Source organism: Streptomyces xanthochromogenes, assembly GCF_014650455.1.
Taxonomy (GTDB): Bacteria; Actinomycetota; Actinomycetes; order Streptomycetales; family Streptomycetaceae; genus Streptomyces; species Streptomyces xanthochromogenes.
Window position 1 is genome coordinate 488415 of record NZ_BMUZ01000001.1, and the last position, 13133, is coordinate 501547.

14 protein-coding genes and 1 riboswitch are annotated in these 13133 nt (G+C 72.2%); of the genes, 4 read left to right on the forward strand and 10 right to left on the reverse strand.

Going from position 1 to position 13133, the window contains the following annotated elements; genetic code table 11:
* Positions 1-48: 48 nt before the first annotated feature.
* A complete protein-coding gene (locus IE267_RS02190; RefSeq protein ID WP_167157493.1) occupies positions 49-321 on the reverse strand; it encodes an SCO4848 family membrane protein in 273 nt (90 codons plus the stop codon).
* Positions 322-391: 70 nt separating this feature from the next.
* On the opposite strand from IE267_RS02190, the gene IE267_RS02195 reads away from it, so the two are divergent.
* Complete coding sequence (locus IE267_RS02195; protein ID WP_470078266.1) at positions 392-1729, forward strand: D-alanyl-D-alanine carboxypeptidase family protein; 1338 nt, start codon at positions 392-394, stop codon at positions 1727-1729.
* On the opposite strand, the gene IE267_RS02200 is transcribed toward IE267_RS02195, so the two are convergent.
* From IE267_RS02200 to IE267_RS02215, 4 genes are read right to left on the reverse strand one after another with little or no spacing between them, the layout of a single operon-like run.
* On the reverse strand, positions 1716-2645 hold the full coding sequence (locus IE267_RS02200) for a YihY/virulence factor BrkB family protein (protein ID WP_167157496.1): 930 nt from the start codon (positions 2643-2645) through the stop codon (positions 1716-1718). The genes IE267_RS02195 and IE267_RS02200 overlap by 14 nt on opposite strands.
* On the reverse strand, positions 2633-3097 hold the full coding sequence (locus IE267_RS02205; RefSeq protein ID WP_167157498.1) for a GtrA family protein: 465 nt from the start codon (positions 3095-3097) through the stop codon (positions 2633-2635). The genes IE267_RS02200 and IE267_RS02205 overlap by 13 nt, the downstream gene beginning before the upstream one ends.
* A complete protein-coding gene (locus IE267_RS02210; RefSeq protein ID WP_189761987.1) occupies positions 3094-4044 on the reverse strand; it encodes a decaprenyl-phosphate phosphoribosyltransferase in 951 nt (316 codons plus the stop codon). The genes IE267_RS02205 and IE267_RS02210 overlap by 4 nt, the downstream gene beginning before the upstream one ends.
* On the reverse strand, positions 4041-4580 hold the full coding sequence (locus IE267_RS02215; RefSeq protein WP_189761988.1) for a phosphatase PAP2 family protein: 540 nt from the start codon (positions 4578-4580) through the stop codon (positions 4041-4043). Before IE267_RS02215 ends, IE267_RS02210 begins: the two co-directional genes overlap by 4 nt.
* Before the next feature lie 233 nt (positions 4581-4813).
* On the opposite strand from IE267_RS02215, the gene dprE1 reads away from it, so the two are divergent.
* Together dprE1 and dprE2 are read left to right on the forward strand one after the other, a co-directional pair.
* Positions 4814-6196, forward strand: a complete 1383-nt coding sequence (gene dprE1 / locus IE267_RS02220; RefSeq protein ID WP_189761989.1) for a decaprenylphosphoryl-beta-D-ribose oxidase — start codon at positions 4814-4816, stop codon at positions 6194-6196.
* A gap of 99 nt (positions 6197-6295) precedes the next feature.
* Positions 6296-7051: a decaprenylphospho-beta-D-erythro-pentofuranosid-2-ulose 2-reductase gene (gene dprE2, locus IE267_RS02225; RefSeq protein WP_189761990.1), complete on the forward strand. Its 756-nt coding sequence runs from the start codon at positions 6296-6298 to the stop codon at positions 7049-7051.
* A gap of 26 nt (positions 7052-7077) precedes the next feature.
* Here dprE2 and IE267_RS02230 read toward each other — a convergent pair whose 3' ends face one another.
* The 3 genes from IE267_RS02230 to glyA all read right to left on the reverse strand — a co-directional run bounded on the left by IE267_RS02230 (position 7078) and on the right by glyA (position 10379).
* On the reverse strand, positions 7078-7656 hold the full coding sequence (locus IE267_RS02230; RefSeq protein ID WP_189761991.1) for a 2'-5' RNA ligase family protein: 579 nt from the start codon (positions 7654-7656) through the stop codon (positions 7078-7080).
* A 101-nt stretch (positions 7657-7757) separates the two neighbouring features.
* Positions 7758-8771 carry a tryptophan--tRNA ligase gene (trpS, locus tag IE267_RS02235; protein WP_189761992.1) on the reverse strand — a complete coding sequence of 338 codons (1014 nt, stop codon included), beginning with the start codon at positions 8769-8771 and terminating at the stop codon, positions 7758-7760.
* Positions 8772-9107: 336 nt separating this feature from the next.
* The gene (gene glyA / locus IE267_RS02240) at positions 9108-10379 is read right to left on the reverse strand and encodes a serine hydroxymethyltransferase (protein WP_167157506.1); all 1272 of its coding nucleotides are present in this window, start codon (positions 10377-10379) and stop codon (positions 9108-9110) included.
* Positions 10380-10408: 29 nt separating this feature from the next.
* Positions 10409-10499: riboswitch (ZMP/ZTP riboswitch) on the reverse strand.
* 91 nt (positions 10500-10590) lie between these two features.
* On the opposite strand from glyA, the gene rocD reads away from it, so the two are divergent.
* Positions 10591-11850 carry an ornithine--oxo-acid transaminase gene (gene rocD / locus IE267_RS02245; protein WP_189761993.1) on the forward strand — a complete coding sequence of 420 codons (1260 nt, stop codon included), beginning with the start codon at positions 10591-10593 and terminating at the stop codon, positions 11848-11850.
* Here rocD and IE267_RS02250 read toward each other — a convergent pair.
* Positions 11833-12735 carry a serine/threonine kinase C-terminal domain-containing protein gene (locus tag IE267_RS02250; protein WP_189761994.1) on the reverse strand — a complete coding sequence of 301 codons (903 nt, stop codon included), beginning with the start codon at positions 12733-12735 and terminating at the stop codon, positions 11833-11835. The genes rocD and IE267_RS02250 overlap by 18 nt on opposite strands.
* A gap of 7 nt (positions 12736-12742) precedes the next feature.
* The gene (locus tag IE267_RS02255; protein ID WP_229860575.1) at positions 12743-13132 is read right to left on the reverse strand and encodes a hypothetical protein; all 390 of its coding nucleotides are present in this window, start codon (positions 13130-13132) and stop codon (positions 12743-12745) included.
* Position 13133: the final 1 nt, after the last annotated feature.

The following is a 13133-nucleotide window of genomic DNA, read 5'->3' on the forward strand; positions in this document are numbered from 1 at the left end:
ACGACCTTCACATTGTGGAAGGGTCAACCTTCCACTCACAGCTACTTGTTAGCCGAGCGTGACGGAGCTCTCCGTAGCCGCTCGTTCACGCCTCAGCCGGCGCAACGAAAGGAACCCGATGACGCCCACCCCCGTCCCCAGGAGAAACGAGGTGATGGCGAGCAGCAGGTGGACCCAGAAGTAGGCGGTCGGATTCCCGGCCGCGTCGAACGCGAGCCCGCTGCCGTCCTTCCACAGGTTCTTTACGAAAGTGGTCCAGATGACCCAGCTCCAAGCGCCGAAGGCGAGCAGGAACCAGGAGAGGGGGCGGCTGAGTTTCATGCGTCCAGTATCGGACGCACCCGCCGCGCACCTCCGGCCGGGTGGGAGCTCCCGGCGGGTCATCCGTACGATGATCCGATCCGCGGTCTCAGCCTGTACGTTCTCGAACGTGTCTGCCCTGAACGTGAAGAAGAGCGCCTCGCGCCGACGCGTACCGAAGCGGCCCGCCGGGCTCGCCCTGTCCGTTGCCGTGGCCGCCGCGTCCGTGCTGCCCGCGCTCGCCCCGGTGCCCGCCGCGGCGGTGCCCCGGGACGACAAGCCGGCCGCCTCCGCCACGCCCGGCGCGCCGGGCAAGCGCAACGACGCGCCACCAACCGGGATGTCCAAGGTCGGCGGTGACCTGCTCGGCGACGCCGGCACCCAGGCGCGGCTCGGCGCGGGCGCGCCCGTGCTGCCCAAGGACGTGACCGGCCGGTCCTGGATCGTCGCGGACGCCGAGAGCGGTCAGGTGCTCGCCTCGCACAACGCACACTGGCGGCTGCCGCCCGCCTCCACCCTGAAGATGCTGTTCGCGGACACCGTGCTGCCCAAGTTCGACCGGAACGAACAGCACACGGTCACCTCGGCGGACCTGGCCGGGATGGGCATGGGCAGCAGCCTGGTGGGGGTCAAGGAGAACCTGTCGTACTCGGTGCACGACCTGTGGCTCGGAGTGTTCCTGCGCTCGGGCAACGACGCCGTGCACGTCCTCTCGTCGATGAACGGCGGTGTCGCCCAGACCGTCGCGGACATGCAGCACAAGGCCGACGACCTCCAGGCGCTGGACACCCGGGTGGTCTCGCCGGACGGCTACGACGCGCCGGGTCAGGTCTCCAGCGCGTACGACCTGACGCTGTTCGCCCGCGCGGGGCTGCAGAACAAGGACTTCCGCGAGTACTGCGCGACGGCGACCGCGAAGTTCCCCGGCGCCGAGGGCAAGGACAAGAAGCGCGAGATGTTCGAGATCCAGAACACCAACCGGTTGCTGACCGGGGACTTCGGGCTGAACCCGTACAAGGGCATCGCGGGCGTCAAGAACGGCAACACCACCAACGCGGGCGCCACCTTCACCGGGGTCGCCGAGCGGAACGGCAAGGTGCTGCTCGTCACCGTCATGAACCCCGAGTCGACCGAGAGCCAGGCCGTCTACAAGGAGGCGGCGCGGCTGCTCGACTGGGGGTTCGCGGCGAGCGGGAAGGTCACCCCGGTCGGCGAGCTGGTGCCGCCGAAGTCCGCGACGGCGAACCGGGACACCGCGCCGGGCAGTGCGCAGAGCGGCTCGAAGAACCGGCCCGGGCAGACGGCCGACGCCGCCGGGGGCGAGAGCGGCGGGGCCGGCATCGCGCTCGGGATCGCGGGTGGTGCGCTGGTGCTGATCTCGGGTGCGGTGTTCCTGATCAACCGTCGCTGGCCGCTCAGGAAGCGGTGAGCCCGGGGCCGTCGTCCTCCATGAGCTCGGGGCCGTCCTCCTCGGCGAGCGCCGGGTCGTCCTCCTTGGACGGGGTGGCCGTCCACGCCGCGCAGAACAGGAGCAGCTTCGCCGTGAAGTTGATCCAGAGCAGCAGCGCGATGGGCACTCCGAAGGCCCCGTACATGCTCTTGGCGGCGACGCCCTTCATGTAGCCGCCGAGCAGCAGCTTGAGGAGTTCGAAGCCGACCGCGCCGAGCAGGGCCGCCACCATCAGGCGGCGGCGCGGGGGGCTCACGCCGGGGAGCAGCGTCAGGACGTAGAGCAGGAGCAGGAAGTCGGCGAGGACCGCGACGGCGATCGCCGCGATGCGCAGCAGTACCCCGCCCGCGCCGCCCTGGTCGATGCCGAGCTTGTCGGCGGTCCAGCCGACCGCGGTGGAGCCGAGGGAGGAGGCGGCCGCGGAGGCGAGTCCGGCGCCGCCGAGGCCGAGCAGGATGCCGCCGTCCTTGAGCTTGCGCATCACCGGGTTCTCGTCGGCGTCCGCCTCCTCCATCTCCCACACGACCTGGAGGCAGCCGCGCATCTGGGAGATCCAGCCGATGCCGGTGAAGAGCAGCAGGGCGCCCGCGACGATGCCGACGGTGCCGGCGTTGTCGATGAGCGCCTGGAGGTCGAGCTGGTCGGAGATGCCGGGGACCTGTTCGGCGATGGTGTTCTGGAGTTTGTGCACCTGGTCACCGGAGAGCAGCGCGGCCGCGACGGCCGCGCCGACGGTCAGCAGCGGGAACAGCGCGAGGAAGCTGATGAAGGTGATGGCCGCGGCGAGCCGGGACCAGTAGACCCGGTCGAGCCGCTCGTACGAACGCCAGGCGTGCGTCCGCATGAGCCGGGTGATCCAGGGCCCGACGACGGGGAGTTTCTTCAGCCAGTCCATGACGTACGACTACCCTCTTCAGCTCGGCTGTGTCGTTCCGGAGGCAATCCTTCCGGGTTCTCGGCGAAAACCAGGGTTCGCGTCCCCCAGAAGCGCAGACAGGTCGCGAGCGCCATGCCGAAGACCGCGCCGGAGAGCGTGTCGGCGCGCGGGGACGTGAGCCCGAGGCCGTAGTGCGAGACGCCGATGCAGAGCAGCTGGACGAGGGCGCCCGCGATGTTCACGGCGAAGAACACCGCGTACTCGCGCAGGCCGACCCGGCGTCCGCGGTAGGTGCCGAACGCGTTGCCGAGGTAGGCGACCGTGCAGCCGGCCACGAAGGAGAGGGACTTGGCGGCGATCGGGTCCCAGCCGAGCCCCGAGCGCAGCCATACGAAGAGCCCGAGGTCGGCGGCGTACGCGCAGATCCCGGCCAGCGCGAAGCCGGTCACCTCGGACCTGGTGATGCTCACAGGTCGGCCACCGCGAGCGCGTACAGGGCGACCCAGACCAGGCCGATGACGGCCAGCGCCCGGTCGTGCAGGACGACGTCCTCGGGCGCCCCCGCGCTGCCCCGGTCGGCGAAGACGGCGTAGCGCAGGATGGCGCCGATGAAGGGGACCATCGACAACTGCCGCCAGGGCAGCAGCGATCCGCCCTCCATCCCGCCCGCCTCCAGGGCCCACATGCAGTACGCCAGCACGGCGACGCCCGCGGCGAGCTGCCACACGAAGCGCAGATAGCCGGTGGTGTACGCGTCCAGGAGCGCGCGGGTGGCGCCCCCGCGCCCCTCCATCTGGAGGGCCTCGGAGTACCGCTTGGCGGAGACCATGAACAGCGCGCCGAACCCGGCGGTGATCAGGAACCAGCGGGACAGCGGGATGCCGAGCGCGACCCCGCCGATCATCGCCCGCATCAGGAATCCGGTGGTGACGACGACCAGGTCGACGACCAGGACGTGCTTCAGCTTGACGCAGTAGGCGAGTTGCATGACGACGTATCCGCTGAGCAGGGTCGCCGTCATCGCGTTGCAGGTCAGCGCCGCCGCCATGGGGGCGAGCACGGCGAGGACCGCGCCGGTGGCGTACGCGACGACCACCGGCACCTGCCCGGCGGCCACCGGGCGTCGGCACTTGTCGGGGTGGGCACGGTCGGCCTCGGCGTCGCGGGCGTCGTTGATGAGGTAGACGGCCGAGGCCGCCATGGTGAACAGGCAGAAGACCAGCGCGAGTTGAGCGATGTCGTAGGGGCTGGCCAGGCGCCCGGCGGCGGCCGGCGCCGCCACCACGAGCACGTTCTTGATCCACTGGCGGGGCCGCGCGGTGCGCACCAGGGCGCCGGGCAGGGCGAGCAGCCGCCGGGTCGCCGAGGCGGCCGGGCCGGCAGCCTCGTCGAGGAGTACCGCGCCGGGCTCGGTCATCGGCGCTCCCCTTCGAGCGGTTTGCGCATCCAGGCCGCACCGGCCCGCGCGGTGGCACCGCCGAGCAGCGCGCCCGCCGCGATGTCGCTCGGGTAGTGGACCCCGGCGACCAGGCGGGAGACGCACATCGCGGCGGCAAGCGGCGGGACCAAGTGCGCCCCGGCCGGCCGCAGCGAGCCGAACGCGACGGCCGCGGCGGCCGCCGAGCTGGCGTGCGAGCTGGGGAAGGAGTGCCGGCCCGCGGTACGCACCAGGGGCTCGGCCGCCGGGAGGTGCGGCCGGGGCCTGCGGACCACGCGTTTGACGCCCATGCTGGCCAGATGGGCGGCGGCGACCAGGGCAGTGCCGCGCAGCCAGGCCCCGCGCCGGTCCCGGTCGGCGGCGGCCGCGGCGAGGCCGGCCGCGAGCCAGAGTGCGCCGTGCTCGCCCGCGAAGGACAGGGCGCGGGCGGCGGCGGCCACGCGCGGGTCCCCGGCGCAGTCGCGCAGCGCGGCCAGGAGTCGTTGGTCGGCGTCGGTGCACGACGGCTTCTGCATCTGCCACCCCATCTTCCGTGACGTCGGCCCGCCAACTGGCCGTAGGCCACCGGCGACTCTCCTGCGCACGAGAGGGCGAATACGGGACAAATGGGACTGACACTCGGGCAATCACCCGTTTCGCTGAGTGATTTACCGAAGAGTTATCGGCAGAGCGGGCGCCACGAACTGCCGACCGTTCCGGGGCGGGTGGCTAAGCAGAAGGGGACGAGTTAGGCGATAACGTCACATTCATGGCTGCCACGACATCCGACACCGCGCCCGCTCCCTCCGGCCCGCCGACGTCCGTGAGCGGCTGGGGGCGCACGGCCCCCTCCACCGCCCGTCTGCTGCGCCCGCGCAGCTACGAGGAGGCGGCGGCCGCGGTGCTCGCGTGCGGGGCGCGCGGCACGATCGCCCGCGGGCTCGGCCGGGCGTACGGGGACGCCGCGCAGAACGCGGGCGGCGCGGTCCTCGACATGACGGGCCTCGACCGCATCCGCACGGTGGACGCCGAGGCGGGCGTCGTCGTCTGCGACGCGGGCGTCAGCCTGCACCGCCTGATGGAAGTCCTGCTGCCGCTCGGCTGGTTCGTGCCGGTGACCCCCGGCACCCGGTACGTCACCGTCGGCGGCGCGATCGGCGCCGACATCCACGGCAAGAACCACCACCTGTCGGGCTCCTTCGCCCGCCATGTGCGCGAGCTCGAACTCCTCACCGCCGACGGCACGGTCCGCACGGTCACCCCGGACACCGCGCTGTTCGACGCGACCGCGGGCGGCATGGGGCTCACCGGAGTGATCCTGCGCGCCACGATCCAACTCCTGCCCGTCCGCACCTCGTTGATGACGGTGGACACCGAACGGGCCGTGGATCTGGATGACTTGATGAACCGGCTCGAATCGGGGGACCACCGCTACCGGTACTCGGTCGCCTGGATCGACCTCCTCGCGCGGGGCGCGCGTACCGGCAGGTCGGTGCTGACCCGCGGGGACCACGCGCCGCTCGACATGCTGCCGCCCCGCGCCGCCCGCAGCCCGCTCGCCTTCCGGCCCCGCCGGCTCCCCGCCGCCCCCTCCTTCCTGCCCGAGGGGCTGCTCGGGCGTGCCTCGGTGTCGGCCTTCAACGAGCTCTGGTACCGCAGGGCGCCCCGGCACCGCACGGGCGAGCTCCAGCGCATCTCGACGTTCTTCCACCCGCTCGACGGGGTGCCGCACTGGAACCGCGTCTACGGCAGGGGCGGCTTCGTGCAGTACCAGTTCGTCGTCGGGTACGGACAGGAGGAAGCCCTGCGCGCCATCGTGCGGCGCATCTCCCGGCACGGCTGCCCCTCCTTCCTCGCCGTCCTCAAGCGCTTCGGCGACGCCGACCCGGGCTGGCTCTCCTTCCCCGTCCCCGGCTGGACCCTGGCCCTCGACATCCCGGCGAACCTGGCAGGGCTCGGCGCCCTGCTCGACGACCTCGACGAGCAGGTGGCGGGCGCGGGCGGCCGGGTCTATCTGGCGAAGGACGCGCGGCTGCGGCCGGAACTGGTGGCGCGCATGTATCCGCGGCTGCCCCAATTCCGGTCATTGCGGGCCGAGTTGGACTCCGATGGCATCTTCAGGTCGGACATGAGCAGACGCCTGGGCCTGTGACCGGCCGGCCTCCGGCCTCCCCCCGGGCACCCCGGGCACCCGCAGACCCCCGTAGGCACCCGCAGCTCCCCTCCCCCCTCTCCCCCCCAAGGAGCCCCGATGAAGGACGCATTCGGTACCCCGCAGTCGCTGCTCGTGCTCGGCGGCACCTCCGAGATCGGCCTCGCCACCGCCCGCCGCCTGATCGCCCGCCGCACCCGCACGGTGTGGCTCGCGGGCCGGGCCTCCCCCGCCCTCGAAGCGGCCGCGGCCGAGCTGCGGGCGCTCGGCCCGGACGTCCACACCCTCGCCTTCGACGCCCTCGATCCCGCCGCGCACGAGGTCGCGCTCGGCAAGGTGTTCGCGGAGGGCGACATCGACATGGTGCTGCTCGCGTTCGGGGTGCTCGGCGACCAGGCCCACGACGAGGGCGAGCCGCTCGCCGCGGTGCGGGTGGCCCAGACCAACTACACCGGTGCGGTCTCGGCGGGCCTGGTGTGCGCCAAGGCCCTCCAGGCTCAGGGCCACGGTTCGCTCGTCGTGCTGTCCTCGGTGGCCGGCGAACGCGCCCGCCGCAGCAACTTCATCTACGGGTCGAGCAAGGCGGGCCTCGACGTGTTCGCCCAAGGCCTCGGTGACGCGCTGCACGGTACGGGGGTGCACGTCATGGTCGTACGCCCCGGATTCGTCCGCACGAAGATGACGGCCGGGCTCACCGAGGCCCCGCTCGCCACCACCCCCGAGGCGGTGGCCCTGGCCATCGAGGCCGGGCTGCGGCGCCGGGCGGAGCTGGTGTGGGTGCCCGGCACGATGCGGGCGGTGATGTCGGCGCTACGGCACGTGCCGCGCGGGGTCTTCCGGCGGCTTCCGGTCTGAGCTGCCCCCGGTCCGAGCGGTCCGGGCTAGCGCAGGGAGGGGTGGTCGAGGCAGGCGCCCTGGGCGGGGACGCCGAGCGCGCCGATGCCGAAGGGGTAGTCGCGCAGCTTGCGCCACACCCCGTCGGCGCCCTGCTCGTACAGGGCGAACCCGCCACACGTCCAGGACGCCGCGAAGTCGGCGAGGGTCTCGTACGCCACGTCCATCTCCTCCTCGGAGATGCCGTGCGCAACGGTCACGTGCGGGTGGTACGGGAACTGGAGCTCGCGCACCAGCGGGCCGGCCTCGTCCCGCACCCGCTGCTGGAGCCACGCGCACTCGCCCGCGCCCTCCGCCACCTGCACGAAGACCACCGGGGACAGCGGACGGAAGGTGCCCGTGCCCTCCAGCCGCATCGGGAACGCGCGCCCGGCCGCCGCGACCGAGGCCAGGTGCGCCTCGATCTCCGGCAGGCACTCGGCCTCGACCTCGTGCGGCGGCAGCAGGGTGACGTGCGTGGGGATGCCGTGCGCGGCGGGGTCACCGAAGCCCGCGCGCCGCTCCTGGAGCAGGCTGCCATAGGGCTCCGGGACCGCGATCGAAACGCCGAGCGTTACGGTCCCCACGTCGTTCTCCTCCGTGCTGTCGTGTTGATGGTGTGCAGTGTGACGGCCCGACCGGCCGCTGACCAGAGCCCGGGGTCGAGCTCCGGCCACGGTCACCGGTGTCAGTGCTTGGCGGGCAGCAGGCCGACCTTGTCGTACGCCGTCGCCAGCGTCTCGGCGGCGACCGCGCGGGCCTTCTCGGCACCCTTGGCGAGCAGCGAGTCCAGCGTCTCGGGGTCGTCCAGGTACTGCTGCGTCCGCGTGCGGAACGGCGTGACGAACTCGACCATCACGTCGGCGAGGTCCGTCTTGAGCGCGCCGTACATCTTGCCCTCGTACTCGGCCTCCAGCTCCGCGATCGTCCTGCCCGTGAGGGTCGAGTAGATGGAGAGCAGGTTGGAGACACCGGGCTTGTTCTCGGTGTCGTACTTGATCACCGTGTCGGTGTCGGTGACGGCGCTCTTGACCTTCTTGGCCGTCGTCTTCGGGTCGTCGAGGAGGTTGATGAGGCCCTTCGGCGTCGACGCCGACTTGCTCATCTTGATCGACGGGTCCTGGAGGTCGTAGATCTTCGCCGTCTCCTTGAGGATGTACGGCTCCGGGACGGTGAACGTCTCGCCGAACCGGCCGTTGAAGCGGTCGGCGAGGTCACGGGTGAGCTCGATGTGCTGGCGCTGGTCCTCCCCGACGGGGACCTGGTTGGCCTGGTACAGCAGGATGTCGGCGACCTGCAGGATCGGGTAGGTGAAGAGGCCGACGGTCGCGTTGCCCGCGCCGTGCTTGGCGGACTTGTCCTTGAACTGCGTCATCCGGCTGGCCTCGCCGAAACCGGCCAGGCAGTTCATGATCCAGGCGAGCTGGGCGTGCTCGGGCACGTGGCTCTGGACGAACAGCGTGCAGCGCTCGGGGTCGAGACCGGCGGCGAGCAGCTGGGCCGCGGCGAGCCGGGTGTTGGCGCGCAGCTCGGCGGGGTCCTGCGGGACGGTGATCGCGTGCAGGTCCACGACCATGTAGAACGCGTCGTGGGACTCCTGGAGCGCGACCCACTGGCGGACCGCGCCGAGGTAGTTGCCGAGGTGGAACGAGCCTGCGGTGGGCTGGATTCCGGAGAGCACGCGGGGACTAGTCGAGGCCATGCTCAGCATTCTCTCAGGTGGGCGCGTCCACCTGGAAACCCCGCGCTTGTGACCGGCCCCACAAGGTGCCCCGGCACCTCGGGGGCGCTGCCCCCGAACCCCCGGAGCCCGCCGCCTCCGCCTGCGGACCGCAGGGGCCGCTCGCGCAGTTCCCCGCGCCCCTGACCCCGATTTCGGCCTCGCACCGTGCTCGCTCCTCGCGCAGTTCCCCGCGCCCCTGTAGGTGACCCCGAATGCCTCGGTGCCGGCCCGCACAGGCATCCTCAGCCTGTCCGGCGTTTGAGGAGGAGCGCCGTTCAGGCGCGAACGGGGGTCTGGGGGCGGAGCCCCAGGGGGTCAGTCCAGGGGGAGGCCCGGGGCCGGGTAGGCGGACAGGAGGTCCGTCACCTCGGCGCGGATCACGGACAGTGCGCCCTCGTCACCGGCCCGGGCCGCGGACACGCCCCGGTCGAGCCATTCGGCCACCTTCGGCATGTGGTCGGCGCCAAGACCCCTCGACGTCAGGGACGGCGTACCGATGCGAATGCCGGAGGGGTCGAACGGCTTGCGCGGGTCGTACGGCACGGTGTTGTAGTTGACGACGAGCCCCGCCCGGTCCAGCGCCTTCGCCGCCACCTTGCCGGGCACGTCCTTGGGGGTGAGGTCCATCAGGATCAGGTGGTTGTCCGTGCCGCCCGACACGAGGTCGAAGCCCCGCTCCAGAAGGGCATCGGCGAGGGCCCGCGCATTGGCCACCACCTGGTGCGCGTACGCGCAGAACGCCGGCTGCGCCGCCTCGTGGAGGGCGACCGCGATCGCCGCCGTGGTCTGGTTGTGCGGGCCGCCCTGGAGCCCGGGGAAGACCGCCTTGTCGAGGGCCTTCGCGTGCTCCGCGCGGGACATCAGCATGGCACCGCGCGGGCCCCGCAGGGTCTTGTGCGTGGTCGTCGAGATGACGTCCGCGTACGGGGCGGGCGAGGGGTGGGCGCCGCCCGCGATGAGGCCCGCGATGTGCGCGACGTCCGCGACGAGCACCGCGCCCGCCTCCTTCGCGATCTCCGCGAACGCGGCGAAGTCGATCGTGCGGGGCAGCGCCGTGCCCCCGCAGAAGATCAGCTTGGGCCGCTCCTTGAGGGCGATCTCGCGCACCTCGTCGAGGTCGACGAGCCCGGTGTCGGCGCGCACCCCGTACTGCACGCCCCGGAACCACTTGCCGGTCGCCGAGACGCCCCAGCCGTGCGTGAGGTGTCCGCCCATCGGCAGCGCCATGCCCATCACCGTGTCGCCGGGCTCGGCGAAGGCGAGGTAGACGGCGAGGTTGGCGGGCGAGCCGGAGTACGGCTGGACGTTGGCGTGCTCGACGCCGAACAGGGCCTTGGCGCGGTCGACCGCCAGCGTCTCGACCTTGTCGATGTTCTGCTGGCCCTCGTAGTAGCGCCGGCCCGCGTAGCCCTCGCTGTACTTGTTCTGCAGCACCGTCCCGGACGCCTCCAGGACGGCTGTCGAGACGTAGTTCTCGCTGGGGATCAGGCGCAGCGTGTCCGACTGGAGCCGCTCCTCGGCGGCGACGAGCGCGGCCAGCTCGGGGTCGGCTGCCAGCAGGGCGGGGTGGGAAAGGGGAAGGCTCATGGCGTCCTCCGGGGTCCGTTGTCAGGTTCCCGGGGTGCCCAGGCGGGCGGCACCTCGTGCGGCAGGCCGCGCGCGGCTTCCCCGGGGTCGCTTCCCCGCTCGCCAGTCGCCGCGCGTACCGAACACCCTACCGGCCGCCCCCGACGGCAAGGTTTCTTCGTCCAGCATCCGAGCGACGATAGAAAAGGGCACCACCAACGCCCCATGCCCCATGACGATCGGAGAACCCGTGTCGACACACGCCGCGACCGAAGACGCCATCCGTTCCGCCGAGGCACACAGTGCGCACAACTACCATCCGCTGCCCGTCGTCGTCGCCTCCGCCGAGGGCGCCTGGATGACCGACGTCGAGGGCCGGCGCTACCTCGACATGCTGGCCGGCTACTCGGCGCTCAACTTCGGCCACGGCAACCGCCGGCTCATCGAGGCGGCGAAGGCCCAGCTGGAGCGGGTGACCCTGACGTCGAGGGCGTTCCACCACGACCGCTTCGCCCAATTCTGTACGGAGCTCGCCGAGTTGTGCGGCACGGACATGGTGCTCCCGATGAACACCGGGGCCGAGGCGGTGGAGACCGCCGTGAAGACCGCCCGCAAGTGGGGCTACCGGGTCAAGGGCGTGCCGGACAACACGGCGAAGATCGTGGTGGCCCGGGACAACTTCCACGGCCGTACGACCACGATCGTCAGCTTCTCCACCGACCCGGAGGCCCGCGCGGACTACGGCCCCTACACGCCGGGGTTCGAGATCGTGCCGTACGGCGACCTCACCGCGATGCGGGCCGCGGTCACCGACAACACCGTGGCGGTGCTGCTCGAACCCATCCAGGGCGAGGCCGGCGTGCTGGTCCCGCCCGCCGGATACCTCGCGGGCGTAAGGGAGTTGACCCGCGAGCGGAACGTCCTGTTCATGGCGGACGAGATCCAGTCCGGGCTCGGCCGCACCGGGAAGACCTTCGCGTGCGAGCACGAGGGCGTGGTGCCGGACGTCTACATCCTGGGCAAGGCGCTGGGCGGCGGCGTGGTCCCGGTGTCGGCGGTGGCCGCCTCCTCGGAGGTGCTCGGCGTGTTCAAGCCCGGGGAGCACGGCTCGACGTTCGGCGGCAACCCGCTGGCCTGCGCGGTCGCCCTGGAGGTCATCGCGATGCTGCGCACCGGCGAGTACCAGCAGCGCGCCGCCGAGCTCGGCGACCACCTGCACCGCGAGCTCGGCCTGCTCACCGGCACGGGCGCGGTCGAGGCGGTCCGCGGGCGCGGCCTGTGGGCGGGGGTGGACATCAACCCGGTGCACGGCACGGGACGGCAGATCTCGGAGCGCCTGATGGAGCGGGGCGTCCTGGTCAAGGACACCCACGGCTCGACGATCCGCATCGCCCCGCCCCTGGTGATCAGCAAGGAGGACCTGGACTGGGGCCTCGACCAGCTGCGCGCGGTCCTGGCGGAACAGCAGGTGCCGTCAACCCGCCGGGGCTGAGGGGCAGTTGGTGCCCGAGCAGAAGACACTGAGCGCGGTCTTCAGGGTCCCCTCCTGCTCGGGCCACGCGTTCGCGGGGGCCGCGGACAGGACGGCGTAGTGCTCGCCGCCGGGCGTCAGGAAGGCGTAGTCCACGACCTGGCGCCGGTGGCCGAGCTGTTGGTTGTCGTAGGCGTAGACGAGCCGCGCGGCCTGCGTGCCACCGGGCACGGCGGCGTCGTTCGCCAGGCTGATCTCCTGGTACCCGGGGTTCTTCGCCAGCTCGCCCGAGGTCTGCTTGAGCGCGTCGTACGGGCTCAGGCCGGCCTCGGAGACCGGGTACACCTGGATCAGCCGGGCGCCGTCCGAGGAGTTGTAGAAGACGCCCTTGGCGCCCTGGTCCTGACGCGTCCAGCCCTTCGGCACGTACAGCCTGAACCCCCTGGGGTCCTGGACGAGCTGGAACCCGGCGGGCACGGTGGCGCTCGGCGACGCGGAGGCGGATGCCGAGGGCGACGCCGCCGGGCCGCCGTCGCCGGTGCGCTGCGGGGTGCCGGCGGGCGGGGCGGAGGGCGAGGCGGCGGCCTTCGGGTGGCTGGAGCCGCCACGGGTCAGGAACCAGCCTCCGGCCGCGCCGGCCACGGCGACGACGACCAGCACGACCACGACGGCGACCGGCACCCGCCGAGTCCGGGGCGGCTGAGGGAACGGCGGGGGTTCCGGGTGCTCGCCCGTCGAGGGGTACGGGCCCGGCGGCGGGTACGGGCCCGGCGGCAGGGGCGGCATCGCCGGGGGTGGCGGAGGCACGGCCGGCACCGGGGGTGGAGGCGCCTGCGAGGCCTCCGCCACCGTCTCCCACTTCTGGGTCGCCGCGTTCCAGCGGACCTCGCCCGTGCCCCCGCTCACCGCGGCCTCACATCCCGATCAGTTCGCGGACCCGCTGCACCAGCGTCTCGCCGGAGGCGAGCAGGCCGGTCAGGGCGGTGGCGCCGGTGAGCAGCTCGCCGAGGCGGGCGAGCCGCCCGGGACTCGCCTGCCCCTCGGTGCGGATCTCGTCCTCGGTGTCGGCGAGTTCGGCGTCCAGGGCGCGGGTCTGGTCGTTGCGTACGAGCTGCGCGAGCCCGGCCCTGAACTCCGTGATGGCGTCCAGGAGTTGGAGGTGGGCCTCGTCGGTGGCGCCCGCGCGGTAGACGCTGGACACCTTGTTGTGGTCGCCGACCGAGACGGATCCGGTCACTCCGCTGATGTGCACGGAGCGCTGCGCGCCGCCCCGCTGTGTGCTGTCGTCACCCGGCATGGTCATC